Genomic DNA, 21521 nt, shown 5'->3' on the forward strand with positions numbered 1-21521 from the left:
ATCGCAGCCTTCGGCAGCTCCTACAGGGGAATGCGCTCGGCGTAGGAGCTGCCGAAGGCTGCGATCTTTTGATCTTCGCTGTTTACTTGCCCGGCTCCAGGCCCATGGCAATCATCGGCTTGCTGCGGTTGTAGCGAGCCAGACGCTCGGCCAGTGCATAGGGCAACAATGGGCCCGCGGTGAAGCCATTGCGCTCATAAAAACCGCGCAGGTCCGGGTGGCAGAACAGCCACACCGGTGCATTGATCTGTACCAGCGCCTGGGCCATCAACGCGGCCGCAATACCTTGCCCCCGAACAGCCGGGTCGACAAATAACCCCGTTAGCCAAAACCCATCCGCCATCGGCCGCAAACAGAGCCCGGCGATGATCTCGCCGCGCTTGCCCACCCACAGTTGAGCATCGCGAACGGCTTTCATCGATGACTGGTGACAGCGATAGAACTTGTTCAGCAAAGGCCACAGTGGCTCGGCAAGCTGGGTGTACTGGGTGTTGGGCATGGATAAGAGGTCACTGCGAAAAATGGGCCTATTATAAAAGAACCAACGCTGCGAGATAGGTGTATACCTGATCCCATATTCCCAGTTGGTGGAGCGTGCATCATGAGCAAAGGCATGGATTCAAAGAAAGCAGCGAAAAAAAAGCCGGCCAAGACTGCGGTTGAAAAGCGTGCTGACAAGAAGGCCAAAAAAGTCGATGTGTTCGGGCATTAAGTCTGCTTTGACGGAGCCCGGCAATCGGGCTCCGCGTTCACTCAGCGTGAGCCAATACACCGAACCCTCGGCTTGCAGGGCTTCGGGATTGAGCAGTCCTTCGCGCAGCAGCGCCTGCAACAAGCGCTGAAAGCTTGCTCGGATGCTGAACTCTAGCGTATCGGCCAGATGACCGAGGTTTATCTGGCGAGACTTGAAGGCCTCGGTCGCCAAGGCTTCGCTCCAGCGTGAGAGTAACCATTGCTGTTTTTGCGGGTCCGTGTGCATGACATACGACTCCTCGGGGCGATTAAAGCAGCTCCCAAGAGGCTATGGCATACGCGAAAAAGTTGATGGCAAGCGTTTCCGGTAAATCTGTGAGATGCATCCTATGGTGTTGGCAGGATCGTCCGAGAGCAGTTTGCGCTGGTCTGCACCAACACCTACGTACTCTCGCGCACCTTCAACTCAAAACCCATGTCGACCACAGGTTTGGCGATCGAATTGCCGGCCATCAAGGTCAGCATGTGCTCGGCAGCGCGGCGGCCGATGGCTTCACGCGGGGTGCTGATACTGCTCAGGCGCGGCACCATGTGTGCCGAGGCCGGCAGGTCGTTGAAGCCGAGGACGGCCACTTGTTCGGGGATTTTGATCCCGTGGCGCAGGGCTTCGAGCAGGGCTCCATGGGCGAGGTCGTCGTTACCGAAGAAGATTGCGTCGACCTGCGGGTGACTCGCCATCATTTGTAGAAACAGTTCGCCGCCAAGGCCCACCGATGAAGGCCGCGGAGTCAGCAATTCAAGGTCCGGGTCGTACAGACCCGCTTGCTGCAAGGCACGCCGGAAGCCTTCGCCACGCAGCAACGTGCGTTGGTCGAGTTGTGCGCCGATGTAGGCCAGGTGCCGACGACCGCGTGAGATCAAGTGTTGTGCGGCGGTTTCACCGGCGCTCAATTGCGAGAAACCAACGCAGTTCAGACCGGCGCCCGGGTCCAGGTCCATCATGTAGACGCAGGGGATGTTGCTGGCCTCGATCATCCGGCGGGCACTTTCGGTGCGGTCAAAACCAGTCAGCAGCAGGCCGCGAGGCTGATAGGCCATGTAGTTGCGCAGCAGATTTTCTTCTTCATCGCGGGAATAGTGATAGTTGCCGATCAGCACTTCGAAGCCTTTGGGGCGTAGCACCTGATGAATGGCTTCGAGGGTTTCGATGAACAGCAGGTTCGACAGCGATGGCACCAGCACCACCACCGAATGGCTCTGGGCCGAGGCCAGCGCACGGGCGGCGGGATTGACCACATAGTTCAGTTCGAGCGCGGCCTGCTGGACCTTTTCCACCAGTTCGGTGGCAACGGTGCTGATACCGCGCAAGGCTCTGGAAGCAGTGATCGGGCTGACGCCTGCCAGGCGGGCGACTTCGTTGAGGGTAGGGCGGCCAGTGGTGCGGGTATTTTTATCGTTTTTAGAAGAGGTCATCGGGCAGCTTGCCAAACAAAATTCAAGGCACTAAGGTAGCGCTGTCTCGATGCGGCTGCAAATGCTTGAGCAGGGTTTGCCTGATCCTTGCTTTTTGGCGTTGGGAAAGAACGTGCTGCAACCCATAAAAATGACAAGAAGGCGTCGGCAATGCCTGCTTTTGCACTAGAGTTTCACGTAGCAAAGGTAGCGCTGTCTGCGCGCTGAGGTGTTACATGAGTCAACCTATCACCGCCCTGGTCATCATGGGCGTGGCCGGCTGCGGCAAGTCCAGCGTCAGCGAGGCCCTGTGCCAGCTCAGCGGCGCGACCGGCATTGAAGGCGATACCTTTCACCCTGCCGCCAATATCGAAAAGATGAGCGCGGGTATTCCTCTGAACGACGACGACCGTGCCGGCTGGCTCGACAGTCTGTGCGATGAACTGCGTCGCGTGGATGCCAGCGGCCAACGCCCGGTGCTGACCTGCTCGGCGCTCAAGCACCGTTACCGCGAACGCTTGCGCAGCGCCTTGCCGGGCCTGGGTTTTGTGTTCCTTGAATTGACCCCTGAAGTCGCCGCCGATCGTGTGGCCCATCGTCCGGGTCATTTCATGCCATCGACCTTGATCGCCAGCCAGTTCGCCACCCTTGAATCACCGGTGGGCGAGCCACTGACCCTGGCGCTCGACGCTTCCACGCAGACTGTCAAACAGCTGGCCGAACAGGCCAATGGCTGGTGGATCGAACACGGGCTGAAACGCCCGGTTTAGTTTTGTTCCAAGAGATAGCGCTGTCCTATTCGCAGACGGTTTAAACCCGCTTTAATAACAACAACAAACAGGAGACACACCCCCATGTTTGGCATGTCCCACGAGTCGTTTTTGCTGCTTGATGCAGTGATCACCGTGATCGGATTGATCGTCCTGATCACCCGGTTCAAGCTTCACCCCTTCATTGCATTAATCATCGCCGCCGCTTTTCTCGGGCTGACCTCGGGCATGCCGATTGGCACCATCATCAAGGCGTTCCAGGACGGCTTCGGTGGGGTGCTCGGGTTTGTCGGGATCATCCTCGCGCTGGGCACCATGCTCGGCAAAATGATGGCCGAGTCGGGTGGGGCGGATCAGATCGCCCAGACCCTGATTCGCGCGTTCGGCAAAGAGCGCGTGCAATGGGCCATGATGTTTGCGGCCTTCCTGGTCGGCATTCCGTTGTTTTTCGAAATCGGCTTTGTGCTGCTGATTCCGCTGGTGTTCATCGTTGCCCGCCGCACCGGCGTGTCGATTATCAAGATCGGTATCCCGTTGCTGGCTGGCCTATCCGCCGTGCATGGCCTGGTGCCGCCGCACCCGGGCCCGCTGTTGGCCATCGGCGTGTTCGGTGCCGATATCGGTAAAACCATTCTTTATGGTCTGATCGTTGCGCTGCCGACCGCCATCATTGCCGGTCCGATCTACGGTACGTTCATTGCCAAATATATCCCCGGCCATCCAAACCAGGAGCTGGTCGATCAGCTGGCTCGCGAGCCGCAGTCCAGCACCTTGCCGAGCTTCAGCATCACGCTGATCACCGTGCTGTTGCCGGTGTTCCTGATGCTGCTGAAAACCTTTGCCGACATCGCGCTGCCGGACGGGCATTTCTTCCGCACCTGGATGGACATGATCGGTCACCCGATCTCGGCCTTGCTGCTGGCGTTGCTGCTGTCGCTGTACACCTTCGGGCATCGTCAGGGCATCGGTTCCAAACAGATTCTGAAACTGCTCGACGCCAGCCTTGCGCCAACCGCGGCGATCATTCTGATCATCGGTGCTGGCGGTGGCTTCAAGCAGATGCTGGTGACCAGTGGTGTGGGTGATGTGATCGGCCACATGGCGGTGAGTGCGCAGATTTCGCCGATTCTGCTGGCCTGGCTGGTCGCGGCGGTGATCCGCGTGGCCACCGGTTCCGCGACCGTGGCGACCATTACCGGTGCCGGCATCGTGGTACCGGTGGTGGGGATGATTCCGGGCGTGAACCGCGAGTTGCTGGTGCTGGCCACCGGCGCGGGCTCGTTGATTCTGTCTCACGTCAACGACGCAGGCTTCTGGCTGGTCAAGCAGTACTTCAACATGACCGTAGCCGAAACCTTCAAGACCTGGACCGCGATGGAAACCATTCTGTCCGTCGTTGCGCTGGGCTTCATTTTGTTGCTGTCGTTGGTGGTTTGATTTATTGCGGTACCCGCGCCTTGTGCGGGTGCTGGACTTACAGAGTCACCCGAGCCGCGAGAGGATGATCAGTCCTTGTCGCGGCTTTCTTTTTGTCATCCTCAATCCCTGAATACCGCTCGTCGGCACTGTCAACTTTGACAGGTAGGCGCGGTGTCGTGCCCCGCGTAAAAGTTGCTCATGAACTTTTGACTCATTTACGCGTGCAGGGAGAAAGCATCGTGACCACAAAACAATCTGGGGCAAAACAAGCAGACCGAAAAGTCAGAGTGAGCGAACTTGTCTATGACACGGATCCTGGTACTGCCGTAGGAACACCAGTGAAAATGTGGGGCGTGGGGGCTGCAGAACTAACCTATGGGCTCAATAACTTTGATCCCGAAAAGCGCGATGATCAGCTGTCCTATACCCCCGGCCGGATGGCCAAGAATGTCTTCAACCAGTACGAAGACAATGACTACCGGACTTTTTGCTATTACAGCGATTGGGGTATTGGTGATCCACGTTATGGCAACGGACCTGATGAGCCAACTCCAGCACTTAAGGAGGGAGGCCGTGGAACCGATATCATGCGACTCCTGGGCAAGAGCGGAACCTTCGATAAACTCGTGCTTGGATTTGCCGCAATTGTGGGTGACCGAGGGATCAATCGGCAGGTGATCAATAAGTCACTGACGCGCTGGAAGCTTTCCCCGGCTGCCGATCCTGAATGGCCAACTCAAGAGGAGTTAGATAAGGCAGAGAAAGACCTGGCAGCAACGGCGACGTTTATCGATCCCTGGAATGATGTCGCCGCTTATATCAATTGCGGTTTCAACGGGTGGAAAAGCAACGAATATGATGAGCTTTATCACCCCAGTCAGGCACAAGGCGTATTAGGCGCACTCCTTAAGCTTAAAAATGCCAGTCCGAACCTGGAAATTTCCCTCAGCCTAGGCGGTTGGTCAATGAGCCAAGCCTTTTATGAGGTCGTGCGAGATCCCGTCAAAAGAAAACGTTGTGTCGACACCATTGCTGCCATTTTTCAAAGGTGGCCCATGTTTGGCGGAATTGATATCGATTGGGAATATCCGTCGGTACCAGGGAGTGAGCCAGGGCCCGGCGAAACGTGGGAGGGCAACACATACGATGCCGATGACCCTGCTTACTTCGCGGTAATGATCAAAGAGGTTAAAGACAAGCTGGTTGCCATCGGGCGAGCAGATATACCAATCAGCATTGCGGCGGTTGCCGACCCGGTCAAATTGGCCAAGTCCAATATCCCACTGCTGATTCAGGCCGGTCTCGATGGCATCAACCTCATGTGTTATGACTTCTTCGGTACGCCTTGGGCGCCTAAAATTCAGCACCATTGCAACCTGTACCGCAGCAATCCCGATGATATTACCGAGAATTCTGTGCATTCCGGGGTGCAGTACTTATTGGGGCTAGGCGTAGAGTCGAAAAAGATCTTTGTGGGCTACGCCGGCTACAGTCGAAATGCTCAGCAAGCGGTGCTGACGAGTGTGTCACCGCTGGTGGGAACTTACAGCCAGAAGCCGGGGGCGAATACGACGCCCGGCTGTTTCGAAGCGGGTATTACCGAATGGCCCGGCATGATGAAGCACTACCTTGACCTAGAGACAAAGCAACCGCTGAATGGCTTTACCTTGTACACCGATGAAAAGGCGGATGCGGACTTTCTCTACAACCCAACGACCAAAGTGTTCATGTCCCTGGATACGCCCCGTACCGTGAAGGCCAAAGGCGAGTACGTGAAAAGATGGAATCTGGGTGGTCTGTTCAGTTGGATGGGCGATCATGACAACGGCATGTTGAACAACGCCGCCTGTGAAGGGGTGGGCCGTACGCTGAAAGGTCCGGCCGTTATTGACATGACACCTTTCTACTACAAAGGCGCGACTCAGTTACCTTAGCCATCGACGGCCCGATACGAAAATGCCCCTGTAAGCGCAACACGCTCACAGGGGCATTTCCTTGTAACGTTCAGAAAACCGCGATATCAACCCGCCGCCGCATCCGCCCGGAACATCCCGCGAATGCCGCGTACCGCCTGACGAATCCGGTCCTGGTTTTCGATCAGTGCGAAGCGCACATGATCGTCCCCGTATTCACCAAACCCCACACCCGGCGACACACAGACCTTGGCCTCGGCCAGCAGTTTCTTGGCGAACTCCAGCGAACCGAGGTGCGCGTAGGCGTCAGGGATCTTGGCCCAGACGTACATCGAGGCTTTCGGGTTTTCGACCATCCAGCCCAGTTCATGCAGGCCTTTGACCAGCACGTTACGACGTTGCCGGTACTGCTCGGCGATGTCTTTGACACACTGCTGATCGCCTTCCAGCGCCGCGATGGCCGCCACTTGCAGCGGGGTGAAGGTGCCGTAGTCGTGGTAGCTCTTGATCCGCGCCAGGGCGTTGACCAGTTCCGGGTTGCCGACCATGAAACCGATCCGCCAGCCGGCCATGTTGTAGCTCTTGGACAGGGTGAAAAACTCCACCGCAATGTCCTTGGCGCCCGGCACCTGCATGATCGACGGGGCTTTCCAGCCGTCGTAGACGATGTCGGCGTAGGCCAGGTCGTGCACCACCAGCACGTCGTACTGTTTGGCGAGAGCAATCACTCGCTCGAAGAAATCCAGTTCGACGCACTGCGCGGTCGGGTTGGACGGGAAGCCGAGAATCATCATTTTTGGCTTAGGGATCGAACCGCGAATGGCCCGTTCCAGTTCAGCGAAAAAGTCCACTCCAGGAATCAGCGGCACCGAACGGACCTGGGCGCCGGCAATCACGGCACCGTAGATATGGATCGGGTAGCTTGGGTTGGGCACCAGCACCGTGTCGCCCTGGTCGAGGGTGGCGAGCATCAAGTGCGCCAGGCCTTCCTTGGAACCGATAGTGACGATGGCTTCGCTTTCCGGGTCGATATCGACCTGGTAGCGATCCTTGTACCAATTGGAAATCGCCCGGCGCAGACGCGGAATACCTTTGGACGTGGAGTAGCCGTGGGTGTCTTCGCGTTGGGCGACGGTGACCAGTTTTTCGACGATGTGCGGCGGCGTCGGGCCGTCGGGGTTACCCATGCTCAAGTCGATGATGTCTTCGCCACGACGACGGGCGGCCATCTTCAGCTCGGCAGTGATATTGAATACGTAAGGGGGGAGTCGATCTATGCGCGCAAAGCGGCGCGGCGAACCTTGTTCGGCCATTGTTGCCTCGAATAACGTAAGCGCCCGGAACCGTCCGAGCGACGCAGGCCACTGCGGTGGCCTGTGGCGGAAGATAAGGGCGCCGATGGCCGGTTGTCTAGTGGTGAGGCTCAACTATTTTTGACAAAACGCCTGGCGGCGACCCAGGGCGGCAAGCTCTTGGGTGACAAGCTGCTGCGCTACTTTTGCCTGGAATATGCGGCGATCTTCTGCTATTTCGCGGTCTACGTGATTGTTTCTGGTTATCGGGAATTTATCGTCCCGGCAGGTGTTGCAGAACTTCCGGGCCTTTGAATGGGGGAATCCGGTTTGGCTTCTATACTTGTAGGCGAACCCATCTTCAGTTGCGGAGTTGACTCATGGATGATCCAAAAAAAGACTTGGTCGCTGAGCCGCGCTTCGAAACGGGGCATTTTCTGCTGATTGCCGGGCTGGGCGGGCGATTTAGCGCGGACACCACCGAAGGCATTCCCAAGCTCTGGGAGAAATTCGTACCGCACATCGGCAACGTTCCAGGGCAAATAGGCGAGGTAACCTACGGCATCTGCTGCAACCCGGATGACAAAGGTGGTTTTGAGTACATCGCAGGTGTCGAGATCAGCAAGCTCGATGACCTGCCAGAACTCTACCGCTGGATCGAAATACAGCCCCAGCACTATGCGGTGTTCAAGCACGAAGGTGCGCTGGATACCTTGCCGCAAACCTTTCAGTACATCTGGAAAACCTGGTTGCCGCACTCGGGTCATGAGGCTGCCGATGCTCCGGAGTTCGAGCGCTACAGCGACGACTTCAACCCGAAACTCAATACCGGTGTGCTGGAAATCTGGATACCGCTCAAAGCTGCCTGAATGGGTTGAGGGGCGGCGCAGATCGCGCTGGCCGCCTCTTCACGCCTGCACTATTTGCCTTTGCTGATTCGGCGCGCTCGCAGCACGTCGATCGACAGCGTGATAAAACCAAAAGCACTGATGGTGAACAGCATAAGCAGACCGATCTGAACACTACTCATGGCGAATTTCCCTATTGATGGTCAGAGACAGGGACAAGCAATAGTCCGAACCTTGCGCGAAAGAAAGCGGCTATACGAAGGCTTTACGAAGGCTTTACGAAGGCTTTACGGGGCTGCAGATGATCGATATGCAGTCCTTATTAATTTATGATTCGCTCCCTCTTTTTCGCTGACCGGGCCACGCCATGAACTCACCTACGACTGTCATTCGCCAGGTCACGCCGGCTGATCTTGACCGCTGTTTCGCCATCGAAATCCAGGCCTATGAGGGTGATGAAGCGGCCACTCGCGAGAAAATCGCCACGCGGATTGCCACCTGGCCGCAAGGTTTTATCGTGGCCGAGGTCGAGGGTGTGGTCGCCGGGTTTATCAATTCGGGTGCGGCGTATCGGGTAGAAATGGCGGATGAGGCCTTCAAGGAAATGGTTGGCCATGACCCGGATGGCCCACAAGTGGTGATCATGTCGGTGGTGGTGCACCCGGACTTTCAAGGGCTGGGGCTGGCAAAGCGTTTGATGGCCGAGTTCATTGACCGCATGCGTGATTTGGGCAAAATCCGCATCAACCTGATGTGCAAGGAGCGGCATATTCCGCTGTATGCCGGGTTTGGTTTCGCCTACCTCAAGGTGTCCGCGTCCGACCACGGCGGCATGGCCTGGCATGAAATGGCGCTGGATCTGTAACGCCTACGCGGTTATTGCCCGACGTTCAGAACGCCAGGGCCATGCGCCGCTCGTAGCCGATCCGGCCTTTGTAGGCGTTGCCGCTGTCGACCCAGCCCTGCTTGAGGTAGAGCCCGAGCGCCGATTCGTTTTGCGCATCCACCGACAGCTCCAGACCTTTGATTTCCGGCCAGGCCTGACGCGCTGCGTGCGGCAGGGCTTGCAGGAAGGCGTTGCCATAACCCTTGCCTTGGTGGCGGTGATCGACCTGTAGCGCGTGCAGGGTTGCGGTGTCTTCATTGGCCCAGTGCGGCAGGAATGGCGGACGTTTGAGCAGCAGGAACGCTACGGGAATCTCGTCGACGAGCAGGGCAAAGCCCTTGATGCCGTCGCGTGGTGCTGACAACAAGGTGTACAAGGCCATGTCGATATCGCCGGAGAATTGCTGCTGCCGGGCAGGGATCTCAATGGCTTCCAGTTGCTGGCGCTGCGCGGGGGTCAGCTGTTCGTAGAGAACGAGTTGGGTCGTCACTGGCGGTGTCCGTGTCCTGACAAAGTTGAAACCCGGATTTTAGCCAGTTTGCCTCGTCGATATTTATTTTATTTGGGCTGTCGATTGGGTGATTGGCCAGACGACTAAGGGTATCTTCAGGCAAAACCCTGATCGTCTGGATTTTCGCCAAATGCTCAATCTGCAGCCATAGTTGATCAGCCAGATGACGGAGAGCCTCATGAAATACCTATGCCTGGTCTACAGCGACGAACACATGCTGCACAGCTCGCCCGACAGCCCGGAAGATGCCGAGTGCATGGCCTACGCCGAGTCGGTCCAGGGCAGCGGCCGGATGCTCGCCGCCGAGGCGCTGGAGTCCGTTCAGACCGCCACCACGGTGCGTATGCGCGGCGGCAAGCTGTCGATCACCGACGGCCCGTTCGCCGAAACTAAGGAGCAATTGGCTGGCTTCTATCTGATCGATGCGAAGGATCTGAACGAGGCTATTCAGGTTGCCGGCAACATCCCGGCGGCCCGGGTCGGCAGCGTTGAAGTGCGCCCCGTCCGTGAGTTGAATCCAGGGTGATCACAGGCATGGCGAACTAATGTCGGGCGAGTCGGCCAAGGCGCTGGTCGAGGCGGTTTATCGCAACGAATCGCGGCGCATTCTCGCCACGTTGATTCGTTTGCTGGGCGATTTCGACCTCGCCGAAGAAGCGTTGCATGAAGCCTTCTTCGTCGCGGTCGAACGCTGGCAGCGTGATGGTGTGCCCGATAATCCACGTGCCTGGCTGGTGTCGACCGGGCGTTTCAAGGCCATTGACGGTTTGCGCCGTCGGGCGCGATTTGCCGCCTCGCAAGTGGCATTGATGGCACAGCTGGAAGCACTCGAAGAGGCCGATTGGAGCGCTGAAGATGTGGAAGATGATCGCTTGCGGCTGATCTTCACCTGTTGCCACCCGGCCCTGGCGGCGAACGCGCAGGTACCGTTGACGCTGCGCGAAGTCTGCGACCTGACCACTGAGGAAATCGCCCGGGCCTTTCTCGTTGCACCGTCCACCATCGCTCAACGCATCGTGCGTGCCAAAAGCAAAATCCGTGACGCGAAAATCCCTTATCAAGTGCCTTCCATTGCCGAGTTACCCGAGCGTCTGGACAGTGTGTTGCGGGTGATTTACCTGGTGTTCAACGAAGGGTATTCGGCATCGGTCGGCAGTGAGTTGACTCGCGAAGACCTGACCCGCGAAGCGATCCGTCTCGGCCGCTTGCTGATGGAGCTGTTGCCGGAGGCGGAGGTGATGGGGTTGCTGGCGCTGATGCTGCTCAATGAATCGCGGCGCCCGGCCAGAACGTCGGCCTCGGGCGAGTTGATCGTGCTCGATGAGCAGGATCGTTCGCTGTGGAATGCCCCGATGATTGCCGAAGGCTGTGCCTTGATCGAGCGAGCACTGAGCACTCGCGGCTTCGGACCGTATTGCCTGCAAGCGGCGATCTCGGCGGTGCATGCCGAAGCCTCGACGCCCGAGCAAACCGACTGGCCACAGATTGTCGGGCTGTATGACGTGTTGCTGCGGGTGCAGCCGTCGCCAGTGATTGAGCTCAATCGTGCGGCGGCGCTGTCCAGACGCGATGGACCGCTGGCGGGGCTGACGCTGATTGAAGAGATTCTTGCGCGTGGCGAGCTGCTCGACTATCACCTGGCCCATTCGGCGCGCGCAGAGTTCTGTCGGCAGCTGGGACGTGTTGAAGAGGCGAGGGCGGCTTATTTGCGCGCCCTTGAGCTGACTCGGCAAGAGCCGGAGCGGCGGTTTATCGAGCGGCGGTTGAGTGAGCTGTAGGAGCTGCCGAAGGTTCGGGCCGCGTTCGGACGATCTTTTGATCTTGATTTTCTTCGGCATTCCCGGCACCGCTAAAAGATCGCAGGCTACGCCAGCTCCTACGCCGACCGCGTATACCCGGAATTGATGGATGCACATCGATCCCCGTGATCCTTCGATCACTCCAGCATCTTGGCCAGCAACCAGCTCCCTGCCGGCCCCGGCGGATGCAGGCGTGACCAGAGCGCGTCGACCGCCACCGGTTTTGGCCAGCCGCGGACCTTGAGTTCCTGCAACGAGCCCGCACCAAAACGCTCGACCAACCAGCGCGGCAAGGGCGCCCAACCAAAACCGCCTTGGGCCATTTCCAGCAGCATCAGATAACTGGGCGCTGACCACACCCGGCCTTGGGCGCGGGTTTCGTACGGATTGATGATGGTCGCCAGGCGCAACTCGCGGTGCTGCTGCAGGATGTTTTTGTCGACTTTTTGCAGTGCCGCCAGCGGATGTTCGCGCGACACGAACAAGGCAATTTCCGTGCGCTCGTCGACCGTCGCGCTGTTCAGGTCTGCCGGGTAGTCGGACTGCATTTCGGCGAAGGCAATATGCGCGCGACCGCGTTGCACCAACGCGATCAAATCGTCGCACTCGGCAATCAGGCATTCGAGCTCCAGGTCTGGGTAGCGCTGCTCGAAGTCGCTCAACGCCGCTTCAAATCGGTCGGATTGATACGTGTCGGAAATCGCCACCGTCAGTTTTGCTTCAACGCCCTGAGACAGCTGAGCGGCAGTCATTTCCAGGCGGCTGGTGGCGGCCAGAATGTCCTCGGCGCGTTGCAACATGACATGCCCGGCCGAGGTCAGGCTGGGCTTGCGGCTGCGGCGATCGAACAGTGTCACGTTCAGGTCGATTTCCAGGCTGGCGACGGCCGCGCTGATGGTCGACTGGCTCTTGCCGAGTTTGCGCGCTGCGGCAGAAAACGAGCCTTGGGTCGCCGCCTGGACAAACGCCAACAGCACTTCATGTGAGGCCATGAACTATCGCCTTGATCGATGGTTACTGGTTATGAAGTATCGGTGTGGTAACGGATGATGGCAACACATTCATCCAGGGAGCTTGGTCATGAACACCCATAAATCCTTCACCGAACGTGTTTTTCAGGCCATTGGTTTCGAGCTGCTGGCGGTCCTGCTGTGTACGCCATTGCTGGCGTGGCTGATGGACAAACCCGTGGTCGACATGGGCGTGGCAACCATTGCCATCGGCCTGATCGCCTTGGCCTGGAACGTGCTGTTCAACGGACTGTTCGACCGTCTGCTCAAGCGCCTGGCGCTTGTCCCGAGTGCCGCAACCCGAGTCTTGCACGCCTTGCTGTTTGAGGGGGGGCTGGTGGCGGTCAGTGTGCCGCTGATTGCCTGGTGGCTGAACGTCAGCCTGTTGCAGGCGTTGATTCTGGACATCGGCGTATTGCTGTTTTTTCTGCCGTACACCTACGTCTATCACTGGGTCTATGACGTGGTGCGTGAGCGGATGCTGGAGCGGCGGGTAGCCTGAGGCGCGAGGGTGCGAGGGGCTATGCAGCGTGGGCAAACGGAGCGGCACCCGGCCCGCTCCCGCAGGGGGAGGGCCGGGCGGCTCGGGGTCGATCAGACGTGGAAGTAACCCACGCAGGAATCGAACGGCAGACGCTTGAGTTCGATCTTGTTCAGGTCGAAGACTTCGCGCAGGGCTTTGGTTTCGCCCGGGAAGTTGCGGTAGGCGACTTCGTCCAGCACCACGATGGCGCCTTTTGGCATGTACGGCAGGAAGGTTTCCAGCGCGACCTTGGTCGACTCATACAGGTCGGTGTCGAGGATCAGCATCGCCACGACCAGGTCCGGACGGGTCTTGACCCATTCAGGCGCGGTCTTGCAGATGTCGCCCTTGACCAGCTCGCAACGCGGGATGCGGTTGACCGGACGCAGCAGGTCGTTGGCGTCGATCATGTCCTGGATCAGCGACTGGTCGGTGTCGGAGAACATGGTCTCGTTGACGTCGGCCGGGTCTTCGTCCTTGTTGATGCTCTGGAAGCCTTCGAAGGTGTCGAAGCCGACGATCGAACGGTTGATCGCGTAGGGTTCCAGGATCATCGACAGGTGCATGTAAAGCATCAGCGAGTTGCCTTTGTACACGCCGCACTCGACGATCGCGCCGGGGATTTCGGCGACCTTCTTGAACAGCTCCATGCGCGACAACGCAGCGGTGACACCGATGCGGTTGGCGAACACGAAAGGAGCATCGGCCACGTACTCGGCGTCGACGCGCTTGAGAACGCCAGTGCGGGTTTCGTTGTATTGGGCCTCGGCAGGCGTAATGCGACGCTTGGTCATTATTGGATTCCTTGGAAATTCGAGAAGTCGTGGACGTGGAAATAGTCTTTGAAGCCGGCGCCGACATCCGGGCACGCGCTGTCGACGTTGATCGCGCCGCGCTTGTGCTTCAGGTCGTCGAGGTGCATCAGGCGGAAGTCCACGCTGAAGCGGGTTTGTTCGGTGTAATTGGGAACCGTGCCGTGCAGGTGTGAACCCGAGAAAATCAGCATTTCGGCGGTGTTGCCGGCAATGCGGATCTCGGACGCCGCGTCGATGTCTTCGGTCGGCACCGGGTGCTGACGGGCTTCTTCCTTGACGTTGTCCTTGGCGCGCTGGCGTTGTACGCCGATCCAGTCGGAGAGGCTCCACTGCGCCGAAGTGTTCTTCACCGGCTTATCGAAGTACGCCGGGTTGATCATCATGGTCTGGTCCGGCTGGATCGTATAGACCGGCATCCAGGTGTTGATCTGGCAGTCGACGCCGCCGTACCAGGTGTCACGATGAGGTTTGTAGGCGTAGCTGACGCCGGCGTGCAGGTAATCGTAGTTGGGCACAACGCGAATCCGCGGCACGTCGAAGATGAACGCTTCGGGGGCCGCACCGATTTCTTCGGTGAAACCACGGATCAACTCTTTGGCCCGCAGGCTATTGGTGAACTGGCCTTTGAGCCGGGTCACCAGCACCACGAACTCTTCCACCGGCATCAGGCGGTGCAGGGCCTGGTGGTCAGTCTCGCCGTCAAACGCGGCGGTGATGCTTTCCTGAGCAAAAGCACAGAGTTCTTTCGCTGCATTGAGCTGGGTGTTCAGGAAGATATCGCCAGCGTAGATGGCGCTTTTGAAGTCAGCTTTCTTCTGAAGCTGATTGATGTACAGATTCACGGTTTCCCCTCCTGAATGCATCGGGTCTCTTAAGAGTCGGCACCAAGGTAACAAACTGAAGCCCGAACCAGCGGGTGCTGAACCAATAAGTGCTTAATCCGCTGATTTTGCGACGAAATGCCTGAGGCGAAAAGATCGCAGCCTGCGGCAGCTCCTACAGGTGTACGCAATCCAATGTAGGAGCTGCCGCAGGCTGCGATCTTTTGATCTTAATAATCCGCCCGCTTGCGAAACGCCCAGCGCCCGGCGATTACGGTAAACGTTGCGACCAGTGCCACCAGAATCCAGAACCCTTCAGGGTCGCCGGAAAGGGGGATGCCGCCGACGTTCATGCCGAAGAAACCGGCAATGATGTTGATCGGCAGCGCCAGCACCGTGACCACGGTCAGGGTGAACAGCGTGCGGTTGCTTTGCTCGTTGAGATTGGCGGCGATCTCTTCCTGCAACAGCTTGATCCGTTCGCCCAGCGCCGTGAGGTCGTTGATGATCAGCGCGAACTCCTCGGTGGATTTGCGCAGCTCCTTGACGTCCTCTTTCTGCAACCACTGCGGCGGGCGATTGAGCAGGCGCAGCAACGAACCTGGCTCCAGCGCCAGCAGCCGTTGCAAGCGCACCAGCACCCGACGATTGGCGCCCAGTTCGGCGCGGTTGGTGGACAGCCGCGATGACAGCAACTCATCCTCGATCTGGTCGACGCTCTGGCTGGTCTTGCGCACGATTTGCGTCAGCACTTCGCCCTGATCGCGGAGCAAGTGCACGAGCAGCTCCAGTGGCGAGCGAAAGCACTCGCCGGCCTTGACCGAGGAGCGCAGCTTGTCTACCGAGTGCAAGGGTTGCAGGCGCGCGCTGATGATTAACCGACTGCGGGCACAGACCCAAAGGGTCGAGACGTCCGAAGACACCATGCTGCTGAGGTTGAACACCACGTCGTTGACCACCGCCAGCAGCGCCGAGTCGACGTGTTCGATGCGAGTCGAGCGCGAGCCCTCGTGCAAGGCTTCGAAGAATTCCTCCGGCAACTCCAGATGCGTTTTCATCCAGCGCTCGCACGCGGCGTGGGCGAGGTTCAGGTGCAGCCAGAGGAATTCGTCCTCAGCGCCCGGTTGTTGCAGCCGTTGCAACGCCTTGGCCGAATCGATCTCGCGGCCGCGCTCGCCGGGGCGAAAGCTGAAACCGTAGAGCAGGCCGAACAGGTCAGAATCGCGGTGGCGTTGGTCGATGCTGTGGTTCATGGCGTCTCGCTGAGGGGAGGTGCCTGTCGTACGTTTCACAGGCTCACATGAGCGGCATCATGGCAACGCTGTTTGACAGTTTTGTGACAGCTTGATTCGACTTGTAACCGGGGCTTCTACCGGCGGTCGGGTCGGTTTCAAGAAACCATGGCGTGCGCCGATGACGCCTAGGCAGGATCAGGCACTTTGGTGCCTGGCCCGCGTGTTGTTGACAGGGAGGTCCGGACACCCTGCGTGCCTCTTCGGTGCGTGTCTTATCCCTGTCATGAGTATCACTCGATGTTTTTGCAAAAATCCCTGAGAGCTCAAATCCTGGCACTGCTGAGCGGTAGCCTGATCGCGATGTTGCTGATTGCCTTGGCCTGTTTTCACTTTCTCTCCAGCGGGGTGCAGAACTATCGCAACCTGATCGAAGGCCCGTTGCATACCTCGCAACTGATTGACGAAGCCAACCTGCAATTCAAGGCTCAGGTTCAGGAATGGAAAAACGTCCTGTTGCGCGGCAAGCAGCCGACCGACCTGGACAAATACTGGAAGCAGTTCGAGGATCGTCAGGGCGATGTACAGAACATCCTTGGTGAGTTGACCCGGCAACAGGGCATCGAAGCGTCGTTCAAGGCTCGCATTGAAAGCCTGCGCGATGCGCATCGTGCTCTCGGTGGTGCTTATCAAAAGGGGCGGGAGGCTTTCCTGGCTGCGGGTGCTGACCCGACGGCGGGTGATAACGCGGTCAAAGGGGTGGACCGTGCCACCAGTGAACAGATGAGCGAGTTGGTCAACGAATTGCGCAAGCAGGGTCGCGAGCAGTCGATGCTGATCAGCGCCAGTGCCGATCGCACGGTGTTGCTGGGAATCCTGGTGATGTTGGCTTCGGGCCTGCTGATTGGCCTGTTCAGCCTGTGGCTGGTCAACCGCAATCTGGTGGAGCCGATCCGCAAACTGATTGAATACGTCGCGCAATTGAGCCAGGGCCGTTTCGCTGAGCGGGTGGCGAATGATCGTCAGGATGAGTTGGGCAAGCTGGCGGTCGCGGCCAACACGCTGCGCGATTTCCTTGCTGAGACCTTCAGTCGTTTGCAGCGCAGCGCGTCGGATCTGGACAGCGCCAGCGGCGAGTTGAGCTCGATTGCGACGTTGATGGCCCATGGCACCAACGAACAGTTCAACCGTACCGATCAAGTCGCTACGGCGATGAACGAAATGTCTGCCACCGCCCAGGAAGTCGCGCGTCATGCGGCCGACGCGGCGCGGGCCGCCGATGATGCCGATCAGTCGGCACAACAGGGCGAGAAGGTCATGCAGGGCACGATTCACACCATCACCCGGATGCGCGGCGAAATTGCCAACACCGCCACGGTCATTCGCCAACTGGAAACCGACAGCGGACGCATCGGCAAGGTGCTGGAAGTGATTCGCGGCATCGCCGAGCAAACTAACTTACTGGCGCTGAACGCCGCCATCGAAGCCGCTCGGGCCGGTGAAGCCGGGCGCGGGTTTGCCGTGGTGGCCGATGAAGTGCGCAGCCTGGCCCAGCGCACGGCAGCGTCGATCATCGAAATCAACCAGATCATCCAGAGCGTGCAGACCGGCGCGGTGGACGCGGCGCAGGCCATCGAAAGCGGCCAGTCGCGCAGCGAGGAGAGTGTCGAGCAGGTCACCCAGGCCGGGGCCATGCTTGAACGCATTACCGCGTCGGTGGAGGCGATTCGCGACATGAACCGCCAGATCGCCACGGCAGCCGAAGAACAGACCTCGGTCGCCGAAGACATTTCGCGCAACCTGACCGAGATCACCAGCATCGCCAGTACCAATCTGGATAACGTGCAGCGCACTGAAGCGGCGAGCAATAATCTGCACGGCTTGTCGGGGCAGTTGAGCGCGGTGACGGCGCGCCTGAGCGCCTGACCAAACGGGACTGTGTATCGGCACGCTAACCGTGTCGGTACACGATTACTCTCAAGTGTGGGTGTTGCGCGTCGATGATTCGGTTACCCCTAACCTCATCGAAGGAAACGCCCATGGTCGGCATCACATCGGTCTCGATTCATCAGACTCTGCCCACTACCGCCAGCAAGACTGCCGTCAGCGACAGCACCGACACCACTCAAAGCACCACCACTCAAAGCAGCACCGCGACGAGCAGTTCGACCGCCGACAGCAGCAAAGTCGCGGCCGGTGGTGCGTCTGCGTCGGGTGGGAGCAGTTCGAGCAGCAGTAGCAGTGAGTCGGATGCGGTGAAAACGCTGCGCAAGCAGATCGCCGAATTGCAAAAGCTATTGCAGGAACAACAGCAACAACTGCAAGCGGCTCAGGCCAGTCAGGAAAGTGCGGATGCCAAAGCGGCGAAAGTCGCGGCCGCCGAGTCGCAGATCGCAACCACCTCGGGTTCGTTGCAGACCGCTACGTCGGCGTTGACGCAAGCGCTGCAAGAGTCCGGCAGCAGTACGTCGGGGTCGTTGGTCAGTACGACGGCGTAATGTCATGGCAACCTGGCGACGGGCAGGCTGAAGATACAAAAAAGCCGTACACCCCCAAGGTTGTACGGCTTCTGTTTGTGTTCGATTTACTTCTCTTGTTTGTTGCTCAACACCCGGCCTGATTGAGCGCCTACACGTAGCCGTTAATAGCCGTTGTTCTCAAGCAACTGCGCAACGCTGGCCGCTGCCGGGCGCTTGTAGTACTTGAGCAGTTCGCTGGCGCGGTTGGTGAAGATGCCATCGACGCCAGCGTCCATGACCTTCTTGTAGTCCACGGCATCGTCGATGGTGTAGACGTGCACCAGCATGCCTTTGTCGTGGGTGTACTGGTTCATCCAGGGTTGCACCAGATCGGAATAGCTTTGATCGCCGCCGTTGGTCAGCGCTGCCGAAGGGCCGGTGCCGATGGCGCCCTGAGTTTTGGCGTAGTCGACCCATTGCTCGAATTCGGCTTTGTCCTTGGGCTCCTGCTTGGCGTAGTAAGTGGCTTTATCCTTATCGCCGGATTCGGCGAAGGTCACCTTCGACTTGGGCTCGATACTGCCTTCGCCCACCCACAGCAGAAGAATCTTCGGCACCTGCGGCATTTCTTTTTGCAGCAGTTCGAGGCTGCTCTTTTCGAAGGTTTGCAGGATCACTTTGCCTTTACCCTGGCCGACGCTCAGCTCACTTTTGGCCAGCTTGGAACCTGCCGGGCTCAGCCAGCCGCGGTCCTGAAGCTTGTCCTTGAGATCACGCTCAATGCCTGGAAACTGCTTTGGCTCTTTGGTTTCGATGTAGAGGCCTGGCTTGTGCAGTGGGTTGCCCTGGGCGATATCAATGATTTCGTCCAGGGTCAGGATTTTCAGACCTGCGTACTTGGCGCGAGCGCGATCCGGGTGAGCGGTGTTGAACCAGCTGCCGGCGTCCAGGGTTTTGAGCTCAGCGAGGGTGAACGCGTTGGCCGGGCTGTCCTTGCGTTCAGGAAACTTGGTCGCCACGTCGGTGGTGCGTTGCAGGTTGTTGTCATGCAAGGCGAACAGCACGCCATCCTTGCTGCGTTGCAGGTCCATTTCCAGGTAGTCGGCCCCCAGGTCGCGCGCCAGTGTGTAGGCGGCGGCGGTGGACTCCGGTGCGTCGAAAGAGGCGCCACGGTGGGCGATTACCGCAGGGTGCGGGATTTCGGTGGCGCTGGCCAGAGCGGTCGGGCTCTGTTGGCTGGTGGCCTGTGCCTGGCCAAGGCCGAGCATCAGGCTCAGCAACAGGGCACTTTTGGTGTAGGTAATAGGCATAGTCGAGGTCCTTTCGTAAGAAGCGATTCCAAAGAAGTACCTTTTAACAATTGAGCGCCGGATGCGCTATCGCCATACCGACATAAACGTGTGTGAGGGGTGTTTTTTTCGCGCAATTGTGCAGCCCTTTGCAGTACGATCCGCCTCAGCAGTTTCCCCGTCAGAGGGAAATCCCGGAACATTCATCATCCTGCCCTGCGTGTAAACCATCGTTCAGCTGTCCTTCGGGACGCATCCGTGAGGTTTACCATGCGCATCACGTCCGAGCTTATCTGCCAGGCCGCCGACCAACTCAAAGGCTTCGTCGGTTTCAATCGCAAGACCGCTCACTACATCGTCCGCTTCAGCGAAGACTCGTTCGGCATGGATGTCGCCGACGACGCGATCATTCCCGCCAGCGAGTTCGTCTGGGCGCCTGAGGACGGTCAAACCATGACCCTCAAGCGCGAGCTGATCCGGTTGCTGCTGGAGCAGAACATCGACGACCGGATCAACATCACCGAACCGCTGCGGGTCTATATGCGGCGCGAGGACTTGCCGGAGATTACCGCGCTGCGCAGTCTGGTTCAGGCCGGCTGACGCTCGAAGGCATAAGCGCGCTCGACCTTGCACACCCGCGTGTGAAACGCTTCATACCAGGTCGAGCGCCCGCGTTCGCGGGTTTCGCTGTGCTCGGCGTGTTGCTTCCAGGCGAGAATCGCTTCTTCGCTGGACCAGTAGGAAACGGTGATGCCGAGCCCGTCCTCACCCCGGGCCGACTCTATGCCGAGAAACCCTGGTTGGTCGCGGGCGAGTTCGACCATGCGTTGCGCTGCTTGCTCATAACCCTGGTCTGCAGTGGTGCGCAGTGAAGTGAAAATCACCGCGTAGTAAGGGGGCGAGGGTGTGTTGGCGATCATCTGTGGTTCCTCGCGCAGGCCTTGATAAAGGCATCGACCAAGGGTGGAAGAGTGCTGGTTAGCGCTGCACGCTCGGGTTGAAACAACGTCGCAACGAAGAATGGGTGGTCGCTGAGTTCCATGGCCCGTAGATCACCTGCCGAATCGTGGCCGGTGGCTTTAAGGTTGTGTGTAAGCAGTTGCTTTTCGAACGCTGGATTGACGCCGTAGCGGCAGTGATAGCCTTCACGAATTTCTGTGGTCGCGTAGGCGTTGGCGATCAGCGATCCTTCAATCAAGCGAATACCGTCTACCGTCTCGACCAACGAACAGGTCAGCGGTGTGAGCACTGCGCGGGCGGCGTCCGGTGATGTTTCCCCATGCTCGGCATCGGTCCATCCCAAAACGTTGCGCGCGTACTCCAGCACCGCGTGTTGAAAACCACCGCAGGTGCCGAGGAACGGACGTTGCTGTTCGCGGGCAAAGCGGATCGCCAACAGCGCACCGTCCATGTTGCGATAAGGGCTGGCAGGCACGCACCAGAAACCGTCGAAGTCAGCCAACTGGGTGTTTGCATTAATGCTGTCGGTGGCCAGCCACTGAAACTGAACATCGAGTTCAGCGTGTTGTGCCGCCATGTTCAGCGCCAGGGGAATGGCCTGATGGGCGGTGACCTGTGGGTCGTAGTCACCGATCAGTGCAATACGTAGTTGAGGGCTCGTTTCCATGGTGTCTCCCAAGATTTGTTGATTCCTGGAGCCCACTATAGATTGGCGTTCATGCAATCAATAGTGGCGCTTACCCAAGTGTTCAATGCATCGACGCACTATCGGCTGGAATACCCGGACCTCGCCCTGATTCTCGCGCATTGCGCTCGGTGGTGACCTTGT

General features: G+C 58.7%; 23 protein-coding genes and 2 pseudogenes. 13 read left to right on the plus strand and 12 right to left on the minus strand.

What is annotated here, in order from left to right:
- Positions 1-82 precede the first annotated feature (82 nt).
- The 3 genes from AC1RPZ_RS24775 to gntR all read right to left on the minus strand — a co-directional run bounded on the left by AC1RPZ_RS24775 (position 83) and on the right by gntR (position 2166).
- Positions 83-499, minus strand: coding sequence for a GNAT family N-acetyltransferase (locus AC1RPZ_RS24775; RefSeq protein ID WP_493140184.1), 417 nt, complete (start codon positions 497-499; stop codon positions 83-85).
- A 120-nt stretch (positions 500-619) separates the two neighbouring features.
- The gene (locus AC1RPZ_RS24780; RefSeq protein ID WP_493140259.1) at positions 620-979 is read right to left on the minus strand and encodes a hypothetical protein; all 360 of its coding nucleotides are present in this window, start codon (positions 977-979) and stop codon (positions 620-622) included.
- Positions 980-1134: 155 nt separating this feature from the next.
- Positions 1135-2166, minus strand: coding sequence for an HTH-type transcriptional regulator GntR (gene gntR, locus AC1RPZ_RS24785; RefSeq protein WP_493140186.1), 1032 nt, complete (start codon positions 2164-2166; stop codon positions 1135-1137).
- Between the two features lie 215 nt (positions 2167-2381).
- Between gntR and AC1RPZ_RS24790 the strand changes: the two genes are divergently transcribed.
- From AC1RPZ_RS24790 to AC1RPZ_RS24800, 3 genes are all read left to right on the plus strand, one after another.
- The gene (locus tag AC1RPZ_RS24790; RefSeq protein ID WP_493140188.1) at positions 2382-2915 is read left to right on the plus strand and encodes a gluconokinase; all 534 of its coding nucleotides are present in this window, start codon (positions 2382-2384) and stop codon (positions 2913-2915) included.
- Positions 2916-2999: 84 nt separating this feature from the next.
- Complete coding sequence (locus AC1RPZ_RS24795; protein WP_493140190.1) at positions 3000-4352, plus strand: GntP family permease; 1353 nt, start codon at positions 3000-3002, stop codon at positions 4350-4352.
- Positions 4353-4510: 158 nt separating this feature from the next.
- On the plus strand, positions 4511-6268 hold the full coding sequence (locus tag AC1RPZ_RS24800) for a glycosyl hydrolase family 18 protein (RefSeq protein ID WP_493140192.1): 1758 nt from the start codon (positions 4511-4513) through the stop codon (positions 6266-6268).
- Positions 6269-6354: 86 nt separating this feature from the next.
- Here AC1RPZ_RS24800 and alaC read toward each other — a convergent pair whose 3' ends face one another.
- On the minus strand, positions 6355-7560 hold the full coding sequence (gene alaC, locus AC1RPZ_RS24805; protein WP_493063122.1) for an alanine transaminase: 1206 nt from the start codon (positions 7558-7560) through the stop codon (positions 6355-6357).
- A 135-nt stretch (positions 7561-7695) separates the two neighbouring features.
- On the opposite strand from alaC, the pseudogene AC1RPZ_RS24810 reads away from it, so the two are divergent.
- The 3 genes and pseudogenes from AC1RPZ_RS24810 to AC1RPZ_RS24820 form a co-directional block, all read left to right on the plus strand.
- A pseudogene (locus tag AC1RPZ_RS24810) lies at positions 7696-7854 on the plus strand (LysE family translocator); the annotation flags it as partial.
- 65 nt (positions 7855-7919) lie between these two features.
- On the plus strand, positions 7920-8408 hold the full coding sequence (locus AC1RPZ_RS24815) for a GyrI-like domain-containing protein (RefSeq protein ID WP_493140194.1): 489 nt from the start codon (positions 7920-7922) through the stop codon (positions 8406-8408).
- A gap of 346 nt (positions 8409-8754) precedes the next feature.
- Positions 8755-9252 carry a GNAT family N-acetyltransferase gene (locus AC1RPZ_RS24820; RefSeq protein WP_493140195.1) on the plus strand — a complete coding sequence of 166 codons (498 nt, stop codon included), beginning with the start codon at positions 8755-8757 and terminating at the stop codon, positions 9250-9252.
- A 25-nt stretch (positions 9253-9277) separates the two neighbouring features.
- On the opposite strand, the gene AC1RPZ_RS24825 is transcribed toward AC1RPZ_RS24820, so the two are convergent.
- Positions 9278-9763: a GNAT family N-acetyltransferase gene (locus tag AC1RPZ_RS24825; RefSeq protein ID WP_493140197.1), complete on the minus strand. Its 486-nt coding sequence runs from the start codon at positions 9761-9763 to the stop codon at positions 9278-9280.
- 199 nt (positions 9764-9962) lie between these two features.
- Between AC1RPZ_RS24825 and AC1RPZ_RS24830 the strand changes: the two genes are divergently transcribed.
- Together AC1RPZ_RS24830 and AC1RPZ_RS24835 are read left to right on the plus strand one after the other, a co-directional pair.
- Entirely contained in the window at positions 9963-10310 is a 348-nt protein-coding gene (locus AC1RPZ_RS24830; RefSeq protein ID WP_493140198.1) for a YciI family protein, read from the plus strand.
- Between the two features lie 19 nt (positions 10311-10329).
- The gene (locus AC1RPZ_RS24835; protein ID WP_493140200.1) at positions 10330-11562 is read left to right on the plus strand and encodes an RNA polymerase sigma factor; all 1233 of its coding nucleotides are present in this window, start codon (positions 10330-10332) and stop codon (positions 11560-11562) included.
- Positions 11563-11720: 158 nt separating this feature from the next.
- On the opposite strand, the gene AC1RPZ_RS24840 is transcribed toward AC1RPZ_RS24835, so the two are convergent.
- Entirely contained in the window at positions 11721-12575 is an 855-nt protein-coding gene (locus AC1RPZ_RS24840) for a LysR family transcriptional regulator (protein ID WP_493140202.1), read from the minus strand.
- Between the two features lie 88 nt (positions 12576-12663).
- Between AC1RPZ_RS24840 and AC1RPZ_RS24845 the strand changes: the two genes are divergently transcribed.
- Positions 12664-13095 carry a multidrug/biocide efflux PACE transporter gene (locus AC1RPZ_RS24845; RefSeq protein WP_493140204.1) on the plus strand — a complete coding sequence of 144 codons (432 nt, stop codon included), beginning with the start codon at positions 12664-12666 and terminating at the stop codon, positions 13093-13095.
- Positions 13096-13187: 92 nt separating this feature from the next.
- On the opposite strand, the gene AC1RPZ_RS24850 is transcribed toward AC1RPZ_RS24845, so the two are convergent.
- The 3 genes from AC1RPZ_RS24850 to AC1RPZ_RS24860 form a co-directional block, all read right to left on the minus strand.
- Entirely contained in the window at positions 13188-13910 is a 723-nt protein-coding gene (locus AC1RPZ_RS24850; RefSeq protein WP_493140206.1) for a TylF/MycF/NovP-related O-methyltransferase, read from the minus strand.
- On the minus strand, positions 13910-14773 hold the full coding sequence (locus tag AC1RPZ_RS24855; protein ID WP_493140208.1) for a hypothetical protein: 864 nt from the start codon (positions 14771-14773) through the stop codon (positions 13910-13912). The genes AC1RPZ_RS24850 and AC1RPZ_RS24855 overlap by 1 nt, the downstream gene beginning before the upstream one ends.
- A 209-nt stretch (positions 14774-14982) precedes the next feature.
- Positions 14983-16005, minus strand: coding sequence for a transporter (locus AC1RPZ_RS24860; protein WP_493140210.1), 1023 nt, complete (start codon positions 16003-16005; stop codon positions 14983-14985).
- A 279-nt stretch (positions 16006-16284) separates the two neighbouring features.
- Here AC1RPZ_RS24860 and AC1RPZ_RS24865 point away from each other — a divergent pair, with 279 nt between their 5' ends.
- Both AC1RPZ_RS24865 and AC1RPZ_RS24870 read left to right on the plus strand, forming a co-directional pair.
- Positions 16285-17910: a methyl-accepting chemotaxis protein gene (locus AC1RPZ_RS24865; RefSeq protein ID WP_493140211.1), complete on the plus strand. Its 1626-nt coding sequence runs from the start codon at positions 16285-16287 to the stop codon at positions 17908-17910.
- A 113-nt stretch (positions 17911-18023) separates the two neighbouring features.
- On the plus strand, positions 18024-18482 hold the full coding sequence (locus AC1RPZ_RS24870) for a hypothetical protein (RefSeq protein ID WP_493140213.1): 459 nt from the start codon (positions 18024-18026) through the stop codon (positions 18480-18482).
- A 143-nt stretch (positions 18483-18625) separates the two neighbouring features.
- On the opposite strand, the gene AC1RPZ_RS24875 is transcribed toward AC1RPZ_RS24870, so the two are convergent.
- Positions 18626-19753, minus strand: coding sequence for a glycerophosphodiester phosphodiesterase (locus AC1RPZ_RS24875; RefSeq protein ID WP_493140215.1), 1128 nt, complete (start codon positions 19751-19753; stop codon positions 18626-18628).
- Between the two features lie 249 nt (positions 19754-20002).
- Here AC1RPZ_RS24875 and AC1RPZ_RS24880 point away from each other — a divergent pair, with 249 nt between their 5' ends.
- Positions 20003-20332 carry a DUF2025 family protein gene (locus tag AC1RPZ_RS24880; RefSeq protein WP_493140216.1) on the plus strand — a complete coding sequence of 110 codons (330 nt, stop codon included), beginning with the start codon at positions 20003-20005 and terminating at the stop codon, positions 20330-20332.
- Here AC1RPZ_RS24880 and AC1RPZ_RS24885 read toward each other — a convergent pair.
- Both AC1RPZ_RS24885 and AC1RPZ_RS24890 read right to left on the minus strand, forming a co-directional pair.
- Entirely contained in the window at positions 20320-20652 is a 333-nt protein-coding gene (locus AC1RPZ_RS24885; RefSeq protein ID WP_493140218.1) for an antibiotic biosynthesis monooxygenase family protein, read from the minus strand. The genes AC1RPZ_RS24880 and AC1RPZ_RS24885 overlap by 13 nt on opposite strands.
- Entirely contained in the window at positions 20649-21359 is a 711-nt protein-coding gene (locus AC1RPZ_RS24890) for a CTP synthase C-terminal region-related (seleno)protein (protein ID WP_493140220.1), read from the minus strand. The genes AC1RPZ_RS24885 and AC1RPZ_RS24890 overlap by 4 nt, the downstream gene beginning before the upstream one ends.
- 15 nt (positions 21360-21374) lie before the next feature.
- On the opposite strand from AC1RPZ_RS24890, the pseudogene AC1RPZ_RS24895 reads away from it, so the two are divergent.
- Positions 21375-21497: pseudogene (locus AC1RPZ_RS24895) on the plus strand (LysR family transcriptional regulator); the annotation flags it as partial.
- Positions 21498-21521: the final 24 nt, after the last annotated feature.

The organism is Pseudomonas sp. GW822-FHT02D10 (assembly GCF_058802345.1).

Coding starts and splice junctions, on each gene's coding strand:
- AC1RPZ_RS24775 (WP_493140184.1), bottom strand. CDS start 499: ATGCCCAACACCCAGTACACCCAGCTTGCCGAGCCACTGTGGCCTTTG.
- AC1RPZ_RS24780 (WP_493140259.1), bottom strand. CDS start 979: ATGCACACGGACCCGCAAAAACAGCAATGGTTACTCTCACGCTGGAGC.
- gntR (WP_493140186.1), bottom strand. CDS start 2,166: ATGACCTCTTCTAAAAACGATAAAAATACCCGCACCACTGGCCGCCCT.
- AC1RPZ_RS24790 (WP_493140188.1), top strand. CDS start 2,382: ATGAGTCAACCTATCACCGCCCTGGTCATCATGGGCGTGGCCGGCTGC.
- AC1RPZ_RS24795 (WP_493140190.1), top strand. CDS start 3,000: ATGTTTGGCATGTCCCACGAGTCGTTTTTGCTGCTTGATGCAGTGATC.
- alaC (WP_493063122.1), bottom strand. CDS start 7,560: ATGGCCGAACAAGGTTCGCCGCGCCGCTTTGCGCGCATAGATCGACTC.
- AC1RPZ_RS24815 (WP_493140194.1), top strand. CDS start 7,920: ATGGATGATCCAAAAAAAGACTTGGTCGCTGAGCCGCGCTTCGAAACG.
- AC1RPZ_RS24820 (WP_493140195.1), top strand. CDS start 8,755: ATGAACTCACCTACGACTGTCATTCGCCAGGTCACGCCGGCTGATCTT.
- AC1RPZ_RS24830 (WP_493140198.1), top strand. CDS start 9,963: ATGAAATACCTATGCCTGGTCTACAGCGACGAACACATGCTGCACAGC.
- AC1RPZ_RS24835 (WP_493140200.1), top strand. CDS start 10,330: ATGTCGGGCGAGTCGGCCAAGGCGCTGGTCGAGGCGGTTTATCGCAAC.
- AC1RPZ_RS24840 (WP_493140202.1), bottom strand. CDS start 12,575: ATGGCCTCACATGAAGTGCTGTTGGCGTTTGTCCAGGCGGCGACCCAA.
- AC1RPZ_RS24845 (WP_493140204.1), top strand. CDS start 12,664: ATGAACACCCATAAATCCTTCACCGAACGTGTTTTTCAGGCCATTGGT.
- AC1RPZ_RS24850 (WP_493140206.1), bottom strand. CDS start 13,910: ATGACCAAGCGTCGCATTACGCCTGCCGAGGCCCAATACAACGAAACC.
- AC1RPZ_RS24860 (WP_493140210.1), bottom strand. CDS start 16,005: ATGAACCACAGCATCGACCAACGCCACCGCGATTCTGACCTGTTCGGC.
- AC1RPZ_RS24865 (WP_493140211.1), top strand. CDS start 16,285: ATGTTTTTGCAAAAATCCCTGAGAGCTCAAATCCTGGCACTGCTGAGC.
- AC1RPZ_RS24870 (WP_493140213.1), top strand. CDS start 18,024: ATGGTCGGCATCACATCGGTCTCGATTCATCAGACTCTGCCCACTACC.
- AC1RPZ_RS24875 (WP_493140215.1), bottom strand. CDS start 19,753: ATGCCTATTACCTACACCAAAAGTGCCCTGTTGCTGAGCCTGATGCTC.
- AC1RPZ_RS24880 (WP_493140216.1), top strand. CDS start 20,003: ATGCGCATCACGTCCGAGCTTATCTGCCAGGCCGCCGACCAACTCAAA.
- AC1RPZ_RS24885 (WP_493140218.1), bottom strand. CDS start 20,652: ATGATCGCCAACACACCCTCGCCCCCTTACTACGCGGTGATTTTCACT.
- AC1RPZ_RS24890 (WP_493140220.1), bottom strand. CDS start 21,359: ATGGAAACGAGCCCTCAACTACGTATTGCACTGATCGGTGACTACGAC.